This is a genomic window from Acinetobacter sp. CIP 64.7, assembly GCF_000369745.1.
Classification (GTDB): Bacteria; Pseudomonadota; Gammaproteobacteria; order Pseudomonadales; family Moraxellaceae; genus Acinetobacter; species Acinetobacter fasciculus.
Genome location: NZ_KB850179.1, coordinates 882,462 through 899,414, shown reverse-complemented (window position 1 = coordinate 899,414; position 16,953 = coordinate 882,462). Strand labels below are relative to the sequence as shown.

Annotated in this window: 16 protein-coding genes and 1 tRNA gene; 10 read left to right on the top strand and 7 right to left on the bottom strand. The window is 42.3% G+C overall.

What is annotated here, in order from left to right; all coding sequences use genetic code 11:
- Positions 1-35 precede the first annotated feature (35 nt).
- The 3 genes from F890_RS10860 to epmB are packed head-to-tail and all read right to left on the bottom strand — an operon-like array spanning position 36 to position 4,960.
- Complete coding sequence (locus tag F890_RS10860) at positions 36-2,201, bottom strand: EAL domain-containing protein (protein WP_004646547.1); 2,166 nt, start codon at positions 2,199-2,201, stop codon at positions 36-38.
- Complete coding sequence (locus tag F890_RS10855) at positions 2,183-3,928, bottom strand: hypothetical protein (protein ID WP_005266934.1); 1,746 nt, start codon at positions 3,926-3,928, stop codon at positions 2,183-2,185. Before F890_RS10855 ends, F890_RS10860 begins: the two co-directional genes overlap by 19 nt.
- Positions 3,929-3,937: 9 nt before the next feature.
- Positions 3,938-4,960: an EF-P beta-lysylation protein EpmB gene (gene epmB, locus F890_RS10850; RefSeq protein WP_005266932.1), complete on the bottom strand. Its 1,023-nt coding sequence runs from the start codon at positions 4,958-4,960 to the stop codon at positions 3,938-3,940.
- 382 nt (positions 4,961-5,342) lie between these two features.
- Between epmB and efp the strand changes: the two genes are divergently transcribed.
- From efp to F890_RS10800, 10 genes are all read left to right on the top strand, one after another.
- A complete protein-coding gene (efp, locus tag F890_RS10845) occupies positions 5,343-5,912 on the top strand; it encodes an elongation factor P (protein ID WP_004279747.1) in 570 nt (189 codons plus the stop codon).
- A 171-nt stretch (positions 5,913-6,083) separates the two neighbouring features.
- The gene (locus F890_RS10840; RefSeq protein ID WP_004646549.1) at positions 6,084-8,183 is read left to right on the top strand and encodes a carbon starvation CstA family protein; all 2,100 of its coding nucleotides are present in this window, start codon (positions 6,084-6,086) and stop codon (positions 8,181-8,183) included.
- Positions 8,184-8,190: 7 nt separating this feature from the next.
- A complete protein-coding gene (locus F890_RS10835) occupies positions 8,191-8,496 on the top strand; it encodes a YbdD/YjiX family protein (RefSeq protein WP_171057013.1) in 306 nt (101 codons plus the stop codon).
- 399 nt (positions 8,497-8,895) lie between these two features.
- On the top strand, positions 8,896-9,858 hold the full coding sequence (locus tag F890_RS10830) for an AAA family ATPase (RefSeq protein ID WP_005266930.1): 963 nt from the start codon (positions 8,896-8,898) through the stop codon (positions 9,856-9,858).
- A 12-nt stretch (positions 9,859-9,870) separates the two neighbouring features.
- On the top strand, positions 9,871-10,776 hold the full coding sequence (locus F890_RS10825; RefSeq protein WP_005262120.1) for a DUF58 domain-containing protein: 906 nt from the start codon (positions 9,871-9,873) through the stop codon (positions 10,774-10,776).
- A gap of 13 nt (positions 10,777-10,789) precedes the next feature.
- Positions 10,790-12,784, top strand: coding sequence for a transglutaminase TgpA family protein (locus tag F890_RS10820; protein ID WP_005266928.1), 1,995 nt, complete (start codon positions 10,790-10,792; stop codon positions 12,782-12,784).
- A 47-nt stretch (positions 12,785-12,831) separates the two neighbouring features.
- Positions 12,832-12,908, top strand: a tRNA-Val gene (locus tag F890_RS10815).
- Between the two features lie 175 nt (positions 12,909-13,083).
- On the top strand, positions 13,084-14,094 hold the full coding sequence (locus F890_RS10810; protein WP_005266926.1) for a tyrosine-type recombinase/integrase: 1,011 nt from the start codon (positions 13,084-13,086) through the stop codon (positions 14,092-14,094).
- A 220-nt stretch (positions 14,095-14,314) separates the two neighbouring features.
- The gene (locus F890_RS10805; RefSeq protein ID WP_005266924.1) at positions 14,315-14,842 is read left to right on the top strand and encodes a Panacea domain-containing protein; all 528 of its coding nucleotides are present in this window, start codon (positions 14,315-14,317) and stop codon (positions 14,840-14,842) included.
- Positions 14,843-14,847: 5 nt separating this feature from the next.
- Positions 14,848-15,780 carry a methyl-accepting chemotaxis protein gene (locus F890_RS10800; protein ID WP_005266922.1) on the top strand — a complete coding sequence of 311 codons (933 nt, stop codon included), beginning with the start codon at positions 14,848-14,850 and terminating at the stop codon, positions 15,778-15,780.
- 33 nt (positions 15,781-15,813) lie between these two features.
- Here the strand turns inward: F890_RS10800 and F890_RS10795 are convergent, their stop codons facing one another.
- Genes F890_RS10795 through F890_RS10780 form a run of 4 tightly spaced genes read right to left on the bottom strand, consistent with a single transcriptional unit; the run spans position 15,814 to position 16,953 of the window.
- Complete coding sequence (locus F890_RS10795; protein ID WP_005266921.1) at positions 15,814-16,095, bottom strand: hypothetical protein; 282 nt, start codon at positions 16,093-16,095, stop codon at positions 15,814-15,816.
- On the bottom strand, positions 16,096-16,383 hold the full coding sequence (locus F890_RS10790) for a hypothetical protein (RefSeq protein ID WP_005266920.1): 288 nt from the start codon (positions 16,381-16,383) through the stop codon (positions 16,096-16,098). It lies immediately after the preceding gene.
- Positions 16,376-16,567, bottom strand: a complete 192-nt coding sequence (locus F890_RS10785; RefSeq protein WP_005266919.1) for a hypothetical protein — start codon at positions 16,565-16,567, stop codon at positions 16,376-16,378. The genes F890_RS10790 and F890_RS10785 overlap by 8 nt, the downstream gene beginning before the upstream one ends.
- Positions 16,567-16,953: a hypothetical protein gene (locus tag F890_RS10780; RefSeq protein ID WP_026056598.1), complete on the bottom strand. Its 387-nt coding sequence runs from the start codon at positions 16,951-16,953 to the stop codon at positions 16,567-16,569. Before F890_RS10780 ends, F890_RS10785 begins: the two co-directional genes overlap by 1 nt.

Here is a 16,953-nt window from a genome sequence, read left to right as displayed (position 1 = left end):
TTCGATTTCCTAAATGCGCAGGCTTGTACAAGATCTTAGTGATCTTGTACATCAATCAAATGATCGAGTTTTTTCTGGAAATAATTCCCCTGAATAAAGCGGGCATCCACGTTCCAGGCATTCGCGAACAGTGTCATATCATTTAATTCACGAATCAGAATGTTGAGTGGCTTGATTTCATTATAGCTGGTAATTTTTTCCTGTAGTTGCTCAATCTCGGTATCTTTATTGAGCATATTGGTTAAGTTTGAATGTAAGCTGACACCATCCAGTTCAAGTTCGCGCAGTAAATTTTGACTGTACATGGATTGACCAAAATCACGCAGTGCAATCAGTGCGCCATGTTCATACAGCACGCGTAGATATTTTTGTGCATCTTGTTGATTCAGTAAAATATCTTCTTCTGAGAATTGCAAGATTAGCGGATGCTTCACTTTACTGCGAATAATCGTAATCAGCTTGGAAATAAATTCCGGGAAGGTGCGGTCTTTAAATAGTACGGCACGGTTCAAATTGACAATTAAGCTTGCATCAGGATACTGGGTAATAAAGTTGTGTAGCTGTTTACTGGCTTCAACCAGAATCCAGCGATCCAGTTTAATGGACAGTTCATCATCTTCATGAAGTTCTAAAAGGCTAGAAATATCCTGCCATTTATTCTCAAAAATAAAGCCACTGGTCACTTCATAGGTATATAAACGCGTATCTTCTTTATCATAGAGTTGTTGATATTTTAAATGGATCTCCCCACGTTCCAGACATTCACTTAAGGCTTTCAAAATAGAAGGTGTAGCGCTAGGAATAGACGTGACTGCTGGACTGACGGCTGCCAATGTTGGGCTGGCAACTGGTGTTTCAGCAACACTGAAATCTATACTTGGCATTTCTACCGCAACCGGACTGCTCAGTGACGCAGGAATATCAAGTTTAAATTCAGGTACAGCTTCTGCTTGAGGTAAAGATGTCGAGAATGCTTGTCCAATCAGCGTATTGCATTGCATTTCATCTTGCAAACCCTGTTCAAGCATGACATAGCCCAAGCGCAAATTTAGAGGGAATGACTTTGGTCCCACTGTAATGAGTTGCGGTTTGCTTAAGGCATTTAAACTGATCAGTTTGGATTCAAGAATTGCTTTAGAGTCTGCCTGAAACAGACCGACAACGACATCATATTCCAGTTTAAACAGGGGAATATGGGTCTGTTCCTTGAGGAATTCTTTGACTGCATCAAAGTACCCATTAAAAGTGGCCCAGTCAGATTGTAGAACTTCCGGGTCATATGCACTTAAAGAGAAAGTGACTAAGGCATTCACCGGTGCAGACTGCTTGTTCAGTTCACGTTTAAGTGACTGAAAAACACTTGGTTTTCCAGGAGTTTTCTCGGAAAAAACCGTTTGAGATTGAGTATCAATGCTAATTTGTACCGCATCTTCTTCAGCCGTTGAAGGCAAGAATTCCAGTTTTAATGGATTAGATGCGGACACATGCGGATTCAGAGACTGGATCTCGACCCGACCTAAATCAAATTGACCCTGAGAAATCTTTTTGAAACGCGTTTTAAAATCATTCAAATCTGAAGGCTGGAGCAGATCCAGAAGCGGTAGGCCAATAATCTCATCTTCATTTTGCAAGCCAAACAGTTTCAGGTAGTCCGCATTGGCCTGAATATGAATCCCTTCCTGAATGGTGGCAACAGCACGGTTGCTGTCGTCTACTAAAGATTGTGCCTGAATTTGTGCTGTTTCCAGCTCAGTCATTAAATGTTGCTGAGACTGTGACAAACGGCTAAATGACAATGCTCGGACCAGTCCCACATAAAAGCGTTCCAGGTAGTCAAAATTGAGAATGTCATATACCCCTTTACGGATATATTGCGCATATTGTTCAGCCTGGTAATCATCCGGTTTAAGCAAAATCATCGGCAGATTAGGTTGCTGCGAAAGGCGCACCAAACTTAAGGCCTGTTCATATTTCAGGTCGTAGGCACGTCCAAAAATAATCAGATCCCAGTTGAAATTTAATTGTTTTTCAAAAGATTGCAGATCATCCAGCAGGACAGCATCCACCTGATAATCATGACTGGTCAGCAGATCACGGATTTGGTTATATCTAATTTGATTATCATCAATAATCAGTAAACGTGTTTCAGTACGTTTTAACTTTTTAGACAATAATGGATTTCTCACTTCAATGCTTCCCATAAATCATGATTTCTGCTTTCATTCATGTGCTGATCGATAAAGTTTTCGATCATCTCTTCTTCCTGATCATTGAGTAATTCATAATCAAAACGGATGAAACTCTGCGTAATCAGTTGTGCTTTGGTCAGATAGATTTTGATTTCTTCCTGACCGAGACGTAAATGAATGGTTTGTTTTTCCCTAAACATCTGTGAACCAGAGACAATCAAGCTGGTCGAGACCTGATCCAGTTGCGTCATTTTCACCAACAGGGCAGGCTGATAGTTGACATGATGACGTTCGGTACGGGTATAAGCTGCACAAGGAAAGAGCTCTTGTGCCAAAATTTCCAGCCCGATTTCCAGGCTCTTATCCGTTGACTGCTTGATCCAGCGAATCACACCGCCACGCCACTGACTCTGGGTTTTTTCCTGAACCAGAATGAATTCACCGGTTTTCAGGTTAGCCGGGGTAATACCAGTCCATTTAATCCGGTAACCATTGACACTGATATCCAGAACTTCAGCGCTATGGATCTGTTTGGTTTCTCGATCGAGCGCCTTGATGCTGCTAAAACTACTTGGAATGGCGTTTTCCATCGAGCTGACAAAACTGCTTTCGCTCTGGAAATTATAATTGGCCTCGAGTTCCAGAGTTTCGTTGAAGTTTTTACCTTTAGACAGGTAAAAATGCGCCACGCTTAAGCCAAAGCAGATATTGATCTGTGCTGAATATTCATAACGTTCATGACGACGCTCGACATTGTTCGAGAGCAGATTGTAGATATGAAAATGCAGTGCAGGGGTCAGGAACAGTTTTTCATTCCGCGACAGATACTGGGCATTTTTACTTTGAGTACCCGTTAAATGATCCATCAGATTCTGTGTGGAAATATAGAAGCTCGGCTGAAACTGTGGCTCTTGATGGGAATTAAAGATCGGCGGATGATCTTTGCTGGCATCGACCACATAACGGGACAGCGTGGTTTCCTTCGGCAGGATCTGTACCAGTTTGGCCCAGTCAAAACTGCATAGATACAGGCCCTGAATTTCTGCAGGCCGGATCTGATGAGTATTGAAGATATCCAGTAAAATCAGCTGTGCATAGGCATGTGCAATGTTCTGGATCTCATGCTGGGTACCTAATACCTGATTGATATTGCTTTGATAGAAATTATTGTCTATTGCACATTCAAGCAGTTGATGGGCAGCCAGCCATTGTCCCAGACCTGGCGTGCTATACAGCATATGCTGTTGATATAAAAGAAGTGTGAGTTGTTGCAGGGCATAATAAATCGATACCATCCGGGCAGTTTGAATGCTCTTCTTTTTGCCTAGAGAAAATAGCGAAAACTTCTGATGGGTCAGCTGATGATTACAGCGTTTGACGATATCGATATAAATTTTGGCAAAATGACTGCGCAGCAGCATAGCCAGCTCAATAATCTGGTCATTCCGGTCGGAAGTGATCAGGCCCTGATTGACGAAATGCTTTTCCAGACTGGTCAGGACATTTTCAAGGGTGGGATGCAAGACCTGAATCAGGTCAAAGCGCAGGGTTTCTGTACATTTCAGCTCAGAAACTTCCAATAAGGCATTAAACAGGGATTTGGATGAATTCCCTAGTTGTAGAATCGAAATCCCCGCAACCCATTCCTGCAAAGCCTTGGCAGTGGTTGGACAAAAGCTCAACTGCTCTCGTTTAAGTTCCGTCGGTGTCTGAAAAATGTCTGAAGTATGCGTGCTCATCTTTATTATTTAACTCAAAAATGTTGAAACCCCAAAAAGCGGTGTCTTATTCTTCTCGCCCGCTATTTCTCGAACCAGTTTAGGAACCAAATACCCCGGCAGGTTCGCTAAAACTTCTGTATAAATCTCATTAATATGGTCAGGCGCTAAATCAAAATGATGCGCACCTTTTACTTTATCAAGTACATGTAAATAATAAGGCATGACCCCGGCATCAAACAAGCGATAGCTTAAATCTACTAAAACCTGAGCAGAATCATTCACCCCGTTTAATAAAACCGCCTGATTCAGAACGGTGATCTGCTGTTGAACCAGTTGGTTTAAACGCTTGCAAGTGAAGTCATCCAGCTCCGATGCATGGTTTGAGTGTACCACCAGAATAATACGTAGCCTACTGTTTTTTAACATGCTAAGTAGCTCTTCGTCGACTCGGTTGGGGATCACAATAGGAACTCGTGAATGTATTCTTAAGAATTTGAGATGTGGTACTGATTCTAATCGTTCAATCCAGGTTTTTAATTTCCGGTTCGATAAGGTTAGTGGATCACCGCCACTCAGAATCACTTCATTAATATCAGGCTGGCTTTCCAGATATTGCTTGATATTTATCCAGTCTTCATTTTTAGGCAGATTTTCCTGATAGGGGAAATGCCGGCGGAAACAATAACGGCAATGTACAGCACAGGCACCAGTCAGTGTCAGCAAGAAACGGGATTTATATTTGTGCAGTACGCCGGGTTGCTGATTGGCCTGTTCTTCGCCCAAGGGGTCGGTAACAAATCCTGGATGTTCTTCCAGTTCCAAGTGATGGGGTAGCACTTGTAAAAGCAATGGGTCTAAAGGGTTTCCGACCTGCATTTTGCCGACAAAAGCACGCGGCACACGCAACTTAAACTGTTCAGAAGCTAAAATAGCACCTGAGAGCAGTTGCTCTGGTGCAAGTTGCAGTACTTCAAGCAGTTCGCGGGGATCAGTGAGCAGGTCGCTGAGCTGTGATTGCCAGTTTTGTTCTTGATATAAATAGTTCGTCATGCCGGAAGATTAACAATAATAAGTGAGAGGACAAAGCCTGATGGGCGCAGTTTAACAGTTTGTGCCGAAGCGCAATAATCCACTGCGCTGTAAAATAAAGAGCGATTCAGCTATGCTGATCTTGGTGCTCGCCTGATGGTATTTTAACGTTGAGCAAGACATGAATAAACAAAGGATTTTCATGTCTGATTGTAACTTAAACAGCCTGAGTGGGTGAAAGCGGATTTTTTCATTGCGGCAAAGTGTATTGCTCATTTAGAATACGCAACATCAAATGAATGTGCATGTGGCAACTCAATGTTCGTGTCAGACTTGCTAAATGACATCGCAACAGCCCATAGCATCAATAGATTAAAGTTAGTAAGTTTGGAGTGCGCCAGTCATGGCCTATTATTCTACGAATGATTTCAAGTCAGGCCTTAAGGTTATGCTTGATGGCAACCCATGTTCAATCATGGAAAACGAATACGTAAAACCAGGTAAAGGCCAAGCTTTTAACCGCGTAAAATTACGTAACCTTAAATCAGGTAAAGTTCTGGAAAAAACTTTCAAATCAGGCGAGAACCTAGAAGCGGCTGATATCGTTGAAGTAGAAATGGAATACTTGTACAACGATGGCGAAATGTGGAACTTCATGGATCCTGTTACCTTTGAACAGATCGCAGCTGATAAAACAGCAATGAGCGATGCTGCAAAATGGTTAAAAGACGATTCAAATGAAAAATGTACCATCATGTTGTTCAATGGCGTGCCTTTAAACGTGACTCCACCGAACTTCGTCGTACTTAAAATCGTTGAAACTGATCCAGGTGTTCGTGGTGATACTTCTGGCGGTGGCGGTAAGCCAGCGAAACTTGAAACAGGTGCTGTAGTACGTGTTCCATTATTCGTACAGCAAGAAGAAAGCGTTCGTGTAGATACCCGTACTGGTGACTATTTAGAACGTGCATAATGGTTTGAAAATAGACTATTATCGAGAGGGATGATTTAAATCATCCCTTTTTTTATGCCAAAGTCGTAGAGGAAAAGCAAAAGAACAGGCGTAAAGTCGCAAGGGAAAACAGCAGTACCTCGAACAACAACAATCACGCTGATTTGTATGCATCACAATATGAGGGATTGAATGGAAACTTTACAAAAGAAGTCGACGCTGACTTCGAAAATGATTTGGCTTTTGGTAGCCATTGTGGGTGCAGTCTCTTTCGGAGTTCTGGCACTGAGTCGGGGTGAGCATGTCAATGCAGTCTGGCTGGTACTTGCCGCCGCCTGTGTCTATAGCATTGCTTACCGTTTCTACAGTTTATTTATTGCCACCAAAGTATTTGAGCTGAATGAACGCCGTTTAACGCCTGCGCATCGTCTGGCCGATGGTCTGGACTATGTGCCGACCAATAAAAGCGTTCTATTTGGCCATCACTTTGCAGCGATTGCCGGTGCAGGTCCTTTAGTCGGTCCGATCCTGGCAGCGCAGATGGGCTATTTACCTGGGACGATCTGGCTACTGGTCGGTGTGGTGCTGGCAGGTGCGGTACAAGACTTCCTGGTACTGTTTATTTCCACCCGTCGTGACGGTCGATCACTTGGTGAGATGGCTAAGCAGGAACTCGGAACCTTTGCCGGTATTATCGTGATGCTCGGTGCCTTGGGCGTGATGATCATCATTCTGGCAGTATTGGCGCTAGTCGTTGTTAAAGCACTGACTAACAGTCCATGGGGTGTATTCAGTATTGCAGCCACCATTCCGATTGCGATCTTTATGGGCATCTACATGCGTTTTATCCGCCCGGGTAAAATTGCTGAAGTCTCGATTATTGGTTTTGTCTTGATGATGCTGGGCATTATCTACGGTGAAAACATCGCACAACATCCATATTGGGGGCCATTCTTTACACTTTCTGGCACTGAACTGACTTGGGCGCTGATCATTTATGGCTTCATTGCGTCGGTATTGCCAGTCTGGCTATTGCTTGCTCCACGTGATTATCTGTCGACCTTCCTGAAAATTGGCGTGATTGCAGGTTTGGCCGTGGGTATCCTGTTTGCCATGCCTGAAATGAAACTGCCAGCGATTACCAAATTCATTGATGGGACTGGTCCTGTATTCGCAGGTTCTATGTTCCCATTCCTGTTCATTACTATTGCGTGTGGTGCGATTTCCGGTTTCCATGCCTTGGTATCTTCGGGGACGACACCGAAACTGGTCAACAATGAACGCGATATCCGCATGATCGGTTACGGCGGTATGTTGATGGAATCTTTTGTGGCGATCATGGCCTTGATCTGTGCTGCAATTCTGGATCCAGGAATTTACTTTGCCATTAACTCACCAGCCGCATTACTCGGTACTACAGCCGAAAGTGCAGCAGAAGCAGTACGAACCCTTGGTTTTGTGGTAACGCCTGAAGCCTTGACCTTACTGGCACAAGAAGTCGGTGAAAACTCGATTTTGTCACGTACTGGTGGTGCGCCTACCTTTGCAATTGGTATGGCACATATCATCACTGAAATTTTCAACAGTCGTGAAATGATGGCATTCTGGTATCACTTTGCGATTCTGTTTGAAGCATTGTTTATCCTGACTGCTGTAGATGCTGGTACCCGTGCCTGTCGTTTCATGGTGCAGGATACCGTGGGTATCGTGATTCCTGCGGTGAAACAGTCGCATAACTTCTTCGGAAACCTATTGGGTACTGCGGTTGCAGTGGCAGGCTGGGGCTTCTTTGTGTATCAGGGCGTAGTCGATCCACTGGGCGGGATTAACAGCTTATGGCCACTGTTTGGTATTGGTAACCAGATTCTGGCTGCGATGGCACTCATTCTTGGTACCGTCATTCTGTTCAAGATGAAAAAACAGAAATATGTCTGGGTAACAATTATCCCAACAGTATTCCTGTTCATTACTTCCATGACAGCAGGCTGGCAGAAGATTTTCCATGAAAATCCAAAGATTGGTTTCCTTGCTCAAGCTGACCGTTTCAACACGGCAATTGCCAATAATGAAATCCTGGCGCCAGCGAAAACTATGGCTGAAATGCAGACGGTAGCGATGTCGAACCAGATCAATGCTGCACTTTGTGCTTTCTTCATGATTGTGGCTTTTGTGATGTTGTTCGCTGCGATTGGTGTGATTCGCCGTGCCTTGGCAAGTCCGGTACCGACCGTGCATGAGGCAGAAGCGATTTATCGTGATCCAGAAGAGATTCAGCCAGCGAAAGGTCATTAAGGAGAATATTATGAATCTGAAGTTTGCCAAAAGCGGGAAAACGATGATTTATAAAATCATCAAAATGACCGTGATGTCGCAGAAGGATTTGATCCTGAACCCGAAAAACTGGTCACGGATTGCAACCCTGTGGCAACGTTTGCAGCAAAGTTTCCGTTTGATGGTCGGTGTGCCAGATTATCAGACCTATGTGGAGCATATGCGCAAGCATCACCCGGATCTGGAACCCATGGATCCTAAGACTTTCTATCGCCATTGTGTAGATTCGCGTTATCCATCCGCGGGTAGTGGTATGAAGAAATGTCCATGTTAATGGTTAAGTAACAGCAAGCGCCTTTCGGGGGCGCTTTTTTTCTCTAAAAGAATAGGCCATCTAATAACCCTGATTGCATGAGTTGAGCTATTTCCAAAAAAAATTATAAAAATCGAAAAAATGATCTGGGTTTATATACCTTTTAAGTATGAATTTTTATTTATAAGTCTTTTCAAGAGACGGCAAAGTCCTATAAGTATTTTGATATTTGATTCAAAAACATCTTTTTCTGTAGCGGTCATTTTTATTTTCTAGATCTCATTTCTGTGTGTTCTATCTATTCCGGTATTTTCTAGTGAGTGTATTTATTCAGTTACACAGACAGATGATTGATCTTTTGGGAAAATTTAAATTTCAGTGTATGTTAATCTTAGGCCATGTTTTATTAAGGAAATTATTGTGATCTGGGGCATGAAACAAAAGGAAAATAACGACATTGCACACATCAATACTGTGCTTGAACAAAAAATTGCAAGTTATGCACCCAAGATCCAGCGTTTTTTTGAAGAAGTTAATGCCATTGTGTTGGATAAGCAGGCCCAGACCACACTGGCACTCTGTTGTTTGATTGCAGGCGGACATGTCTTATTTGAAGATTTACCCGGATTGGGTAAAACTACATTAGCCAGCAGTCTGGCACATCTGGCTGGGTTAAAGTTCCAGCGGATCCAATTTACCAATGACATGCTGGCCAGTGATGTCATCGGTATTAACATGTTTAACCAGAAAGAACATCAGTTCGAGTTTAAACAAGGCCCGATTTTTACTCAGATTTTACTGGCAGATGAAATCAACCGTTGTAGTCCCAAAACCCAAAGTGCCTTACTCGAAGCCATGGAAGAAGGCTATGCCACCATTGATGGCGTACGCTATGCCTTACCGAAACCTTTCTGGGTGATTGCGACACAAAACCCGCTATTCCAAAGTGGTACTTACGCTTTGCCGGAATCCCAGCTAGACCGTTTCCTGATGCGTTTATCTTTGGGGTATCCATCACGCCATGCAGAAAAACTGTTATTACAGCAGGAATCCCGTTTTGCCCTGATTGCAAGTCTGGCGCATATTTTTACCGAAGATGAAATTCTGGATCTGCAAAGTCTGACGCATCAGATATTTATCAGTGAAGCGATTCAGGAATATTTGCTTGATCTGGCAGAAGAAACCCGTAAAAACCGTCATGGACTTTCTACGCGTGGCCTTCTGGCCTTGAAGCGCGCAGCACAAGCGTATGCTTTGATTCAGCAACGTGCTTTTGTCACGCCGGATGATGTGCAGGCTGTATTTGTCGCGGTGACTTCGCATCGTCTGGGGTTGAGTGAAGCTGAAACTTTTAATGTCATACAACAGGTTGCGGTCAGCTAAAGGAGTCCTCTCTTGGATAAAACCTGGCAAAAATGGCTGGCCAAACGCTTTCAATTTTCACAGCAGAAACAGCTCTCGCAGAAAGATGTCTTGGTATTTATTTATCAACAGGGCTATCTGTATCTGGTCTTGATCTTCATCACCTTTGTGGCTGGGGTGAACTATGCCAATAACCTGATTTTAGGTTTCTGCTTTTTAATCAGTGCGGTGCTGTGTATCAGTTTTTATCTGACTTTTAAGCAATTGCATGACCTGAAAATTGAGTTGATCGCAGATGATGTGGGGCAGGTCGGTCATAGCCTGAATCTGCATCTTTATTTTCAACAACAGCAACTTCGCCCCCGTTATTTGTATATCAAAGCAGGGAATCAGCTAGCGAAAGTTTATCTGAATGCAGCAAAGCAGCAATTTATTCTGCCATTTTATGCAGAGCAACGTGGCAAGTTTGATTACCCGGTGATTCAGATTTATTCGGTTTATCCCTTTGGTTTAGTTCGAGCCTGGACCTATCTTTATCATCAGCATTCGGCTTGGATCGCGCCTAAAGCTGAGGTTTTTAGCACAGAAAATAAATATCATTTCAACCGTTTTGAACCGGATATGGATGAGTTTCGTGAATTGCGCAATTACCAGTCAGGCGATTCCTTGCAGGCGGTGTCCTGGAAGCAGTTTGCGCGTGGACAAGGCTTGTATATCAAAGTCTTTGAGCAATATCAGGATGAACACAGTATCGAGATTCATTATGCACATATGCCGAGTCAGTCACATGAAGAAAAACTTGAATTTGTGATGGGTCTGGTCGAGCAATGCGAACAGCAGCAATGTGCGTATAGTCTGCATTTGCCACAGGCCGAATTGCCTCAGGGCGCAGGTGAAGAACAACTGCGGAAAGCCAAACAATTGTTGGCGCAGGCCTAAGGCGGGTAAATTCATGATCAATGCAAAAATCCGGACCTCGATTGTGCTGACTTTGGGCCTGATTCTCATCGCTCAGATGGCATTTATTCCAGTTCTACTCAGTATTATTTTTGCGATTAGTATTGTGTGTATCTGGATTTTTCTGAAACGTCAGCAGCCATTTCCAAAAACGGGCACTTTTCTGCTGACGGCGTTGGCACTCGGCAGTATTTATTTGAGCCATCATAGTTTTATCGGTGTTGAGGCTGGGGTAGCAGTTTTATCTACTTTTTTATTTGCTAAATCACTGGAAAGTAAAAATAAACGTGACCTGATTATTCTGTTTAATTTTGCCCTGTTTGTTGCTGCCAGCTCATTCCTATATAGCCAATCTTTTGGGATGGCGATCGTGATTGTGCTGTGTTTAATCAGCTGTCTGATTGGCCTGTACCGGATTCAAACCAGTGAGTTTGAACAGGAGCAGATCACTCAGCGCGCAGCATTGCAACAGGATGCCAAGCATGTGGGCAAGTTTATCTTGTACGCCGTTCCATTTTTCATTTTGCTATTTATTTTCTTTCCGCGCTTGCCGCCACTTTGGCATATTCCCATTCCTGAAAATAAAGGCGTGACCGGCATTGGCGACAGTATGTCACCTGGGGATATTGCCGAATTATCCCAATCTAGTTCACTGGCTTTCCGGATTATTGGTGATGTCAGCAAGCTTCCGCCGCGCTCAGAACTCTATTGGCGAGCCTTGGTGCTAGATGAATATGACGGGCAACGCTGGACCAGCAGTTTCGTCAATCAGCAGCCTTTAATGCGACAACCGATGGATACCTCACCCGTACCTACAGGCTGGAACTACCAATATCTGGCTGCGGATCCTTCGGTGTTCTGGATCATGGGGTTGGAAAAATCGATACCTGTGGAACGCCGTTATTATAACCGTCAGGATTGGAGCATTGTACCGAGACGGCTCACGCAACGTGTTGAACCGATTCCGTTACAGTGGGTCGGGACAGCATATGATCCTCAGGCTTTGCCAACGCAATATATCGAGCGAACGAATACTCAGGTGCAGCGCCGACTTGACCCGCGAGCGCAACAATTAGCACAACGTCTCTATACGCAAAGTGCAGAAGATCCTCGGCGTTATGTACAGAAAGTCTTGAACTGGTATCAGCAGAATAATTTTGTTTATACCTTAAAGCCGGGCCAATTAGGACAAAACCGGATTGATGAGTTCCTGTTTAATTCCCGGCAAGGCTTTTGTGAACACTATGCCTCGAGTTTCGTGATGTTGATGCGTTATGTCGGGATTCCTGCACGGGTGGTCACCGGCTATCAGGGGGGGGAGTTGGCACCAGATCGCATGAGCTGGGAAGTCCGGCAGCTCGATGCGCACGCCTGGACAGAAGTCTGGATTGACCAGAAATGGCAACGCTTTGATCCAACCGCAATGATCACTCCACAGCGTATAGATGATGGTATGCAAAATCTGCTTTCTCAGGATGCATGGGTATCGGCAAATCAGTCGATCTGGAACTCGCAGCATAATCTATGGATCACCAAACTACGTGTTTGGAGCGATTATGCCAGCTACCAATGGCAAAGTAAGGTGGTGGGTTATAATGCAGAATCACAACAGAGCTGGTTATCAAAATTAGGACTCGGTTCAGTTTATTCGAGTGTCATAATTTTACTGGGCAGTATTGCACTATTGATTTTGGCCTATATCTTCAGAATTTATCTAAAAGCCCGACAGGCGCAATCTCCATTTGATCGTGCGATTCAACAGCTGAATCAATCTCTAACTGATCATCTCAAAAAACAGCCTGCAGAAACTTTTCATCACTGGATGCAGCGTTTATCTCAACAGGTTCAGATTGAAAACCAGACTGCCTTTATTCAAGCTATACAGGTTTTTGAAAAAAATCTTTATTCGGGAACCCCAATAACTGAACAAGAATTGAAAAAATTCAAGGATTTGCTTAAAACTTGCGCGGACGTTTTAAAAACTAAATGAAAAGGCTTGTTTTCGGTCGGAAAAATTTATAATATGCCAAGCATTCTAGGTGTATAGCTCAGTTGGTTAGAGCGCTACGTTGACATCGTAGAGGTCAGCAGTTCGAGTCTGCTTATACCTACCAAGATTCTAAACGTTATGTTATAAGGGTTTTAAGCGAAAACAATAGCTTAAAACCCTTTTTTGTTGTCTTGAATAAAGTCTACCCTTAACAGCACTATCCGTAAAATCGTTACTTTTTGCCGATAATGCAGTTAAATTTAGACCAAGATTAGACCAAGAATATAGAGTTATAGATCATGAAAATGCCTAAAGCGGTCAAGCGCGGTGAAAGCTACAGAATTAAAATAATGATTGCTGGAACAACATATTCAGCAACCAGAGACACCGTAAAAGAATGCGAGCAATGGGCTGCGCAAAAGATGCTTGAGGCAAAGGCAAATAAACTTTCTGAAGATCTGGGCGTAAAACAGCACTACCCATTCAAAACACTTTTTCATAAATATTATGATGAGCATGGGCGAAAGCTTCGCGGATCCAAATACGTCAAAGAACAATTAGCGCCGTTTGATGAAAAGTTTGGTGCCCTGGCAGATATGTCGATTCATGACATCACACCAAAGCATTTAACCGCCTGGCGTAATAAACGCTTAAAACAGGTTGGAGCAAATACCGTGCTTCGAGAGATTGCGCTGTACTCGTCAGTGTTTAGCTATGCAGTCAAAGAGCTTTTCTTGTTAGAAACTAATCCATGGATGGGCATTAAAAAGCCGGCTAAGCCTAAAGCGCGTAATCGCCGTATTCGTGATGAAGAAATTCAGCTCATTTTAGAGGGGTTGAATTATCGTGAAGGGCAGACACCGACACTACCAGAGCACTATGTTGCATGGGCCTTTCTATTTGCATTGGAAACAGCAATGCGCCGTGGTGAAATTCTCGGTATTACCATGTCAGAAATTTATGATCGCCATGTCCATTTGCCTAAAACTAAAAATGGCGATTCCCGTAATGTGCCATTGACTAAAAAGGCCTTGGCTCTATTAGATTTGATCGATCATGAGGGGGATAAGTTGATTCCTCAGTCTGAGAATGCTTTCCGATTAATGTGGGAACGCCGTAAGGAAAAAGTAGGATTAGCTGATATTCATTTTCATGATACACGCCATGAAGCAATCACTCGGTTTGTGAATAACCAGAAATTACCGGTAGAAGTTCTGGCCAAAGTGACAGGGCATAAAAATATTAAGGTGTTGGTGAATACTTACTACAACCCGGATGTGGAAGATATTGCTGATATGATGGATGCGTAATAATAGATAGAAGTGTGGAACATTTATGTTTCACAGTATTGCTTATTTGCGGTATATGCTATTAAATAAGTGAACGGAAAGGTAAGAACAGCTCTTACCTTTTGCTGTCTTTGAAATATGGAATTTAAAAATGAACACCATCACTGATTTTCGACAATGTTAAGTCTTAGTTTACTTTCTCTAAGTTCTGTTGATTTAAGTGTGTTATGTGAGGTGGATTATGAATAACAAAAAATATACTGCTCTTGATATAGCAAATTTAATTATTACTTATGCAAATCAAATCCCTGGTCGTAAAAGCAGCCTGACTCCTATTAAGCTACAAAAGATACTCTATTACGTATATGTTGAATGCTTAAAACAAGGGGTTAAGTTATTTGATACGCCTATCGAAAAATGGAAATTTGGTCCAGTTGTAAGCTCTGTTTATCATAATTTTAAAACTTATGGTGTGCATCATATTGATGGGCCTTCTTCTAGTTACGTTTTTGATGACAATGAAGATGGATTATATTTTGAGGAAATTCCTTTTTCATCTGATGATATCGAACTTGATTCAAATATGAAGGATATTATTAGAAAGAAAGTTGAGGAATTAATTGATATAAATCCTTTTGAGCTTGTAGAAAAAACTCATCGAGAAGACCCATGGAAGAAATTTGAGCCACAGATCCTAAAAGGAGAACGTGGATTAATTTACTCTGATGATGAGCTTATAGCTTGGTTCTCTAATGAGGAAGAGAAATAAGCTAAATGATCAATGGAACCGAACTTCTTAGACGTTTTTTAAAAAATATTATTGAAACCCCTGCCGATGAAGCTCACATTGAAGACCTAATCAAAGTGTTTGTAGGGGTTTTACATTTTTATAAATGCCTACAAGGACATCCGGTTCCATATCATGATATTTCTGATTTTATCTTTAATTATAAGACAAAAATTAGAGTTGATGATTTAGAAATATTAATGCAGGCAATTGAATTAAAACTAGAAAACGAGACTGAAGAAATTAAAAAATGTTTTAGAAAATTTAGACGAAATATCTCGCTTGCGGTAACCCAAAAAAATTACATTCAAAGAGTTGCTAATGATGCCTTAAAAACAGCAGAAGTTGCTGCAGAGGTTGCTAACAAAGCTTCAAATATATCTGGTAAAGCTAATGAAACTCTAGAGAGTGCAAAGAGATCTGCTCAAAGAGCAGAAGATGTGGCAAGTAACGCTCAGAGACTTGCTAATGAAGCTAATGTCCAAATTGAAGAAACCAAAAAAGCTTCTGAAAACATGATGGTCAACTATGTGACTATTTTGGGTATTTTTGCATCTATTATTATCACGGTGTTTGGAGGCATTAATCTCACAAACGCTACTGTAAAATTACTTGAGTCAGAGCATGACCTGCCAATGATGGTATTTGTCATTAGTTTCTTAATGATTGGCTTCATTAGTATTTTAATTATACTTATTACATGGATCAGCTCCCTAAGAGAGCATACTGAATATAGAAGTGCTGTTAAATGGTGGATTCTAGGTAGTTTTGGCTTACTTTCTATTTGTAGTGGAATATATCTCAATCACAAAATTAAAGTAAATAATGAGTGTCAGATCGGTTATTACACCTGCATTCATTTAGATGCCCTTAAGGCAGGGCCGTATGATAGAAGTTCAGATAAGGATAGTAGCGAATAAAATTAAAGCCCCAATGGGGCTTAGTTATTAATATCAATTTTTCCTCGCACGCCCACGTTTGGCCACAGGCTTTGCAGTCAAAATCAAATTTGCTTGCTCTGGATCGTAAAGGCATTTACCGCGCGTACCTTTGTTGATCTCTGCACAGCGATCACGAACAGCATCTACACTTATACCGTAGTATTGAGCCAGTTCAGCAGCTGATACCAGTTTTGGGCTTACATCCTTGATCGATACGATCTTTGCACCGCCAACTTCAGAGCCTACGAATAATTGAGGTGCTTCACCTTGCACAGTGATTTGAAAAATTCCCATTTAAGATACCTCCTTTAAACTTTGAACCACTCCAAACCGGTCATGCTTCGTGATAAAGATCGAAAGCATGTGATCAATTGCATCAGCATTACTGTTATCAACTAGAATATTAGTGATTCCAGATTTGTGAGATATGGATAGTCGCAAATCACCCTGATATCCTTCTGCTGCCAAAAAGAAAACATCAGCTTGTTGTCGGTCTAGAACCAAATTGAAAGGCTTATCTTTGTGCAGCTCGTCAATGATGTACGTTGCTACGGCAATATTTTTTTGTTGAATTTCAGTCATTGGCTGGCTCCATCTCCAAGTGCAACATACCAATGCACGCGCACCAAGTAGTCCACTGGTAGTTAATGCTCTCAACACCATCTCCGGTGTATAGCTTTTTATCTTCATCAAAGCCAAAAAGTTTTGCTTTTGGGTGCATGGCTTCAAAATCACCACGTCTTAAATCAATATTCTGAATATCCATCACGCCACCTCATAGAAGCGCTTGGCTTCTTCAAAATTTGATGTGGTAAGTGGTGATGAGCCTTTTTTGTAGCATTTAACAATCTCACCATATTCAAAAACTTTGCATGCTGTTGGCAGGTCAAAGCACTGATACATCGGCTCTTTAAACCAATCTTCCGTATAAAACATTTGTTCCTGATGTTCTTCAGCTGTGCCTTCCCATTCTTGAACCTGAAAGTATTCATCAAATGATTCGATCATGAATTCATTGCCTTCAGCTTTAGTCATAGCTCTGTAGCGAGCCAAAGCACGTTCAGCAATTTCTTTTGATGCAGCAGGTGACTGCTCATGAGGACTATCATCTTCAGGACAGATGCCTACGCACCACAATTTATTCTTTTCCAT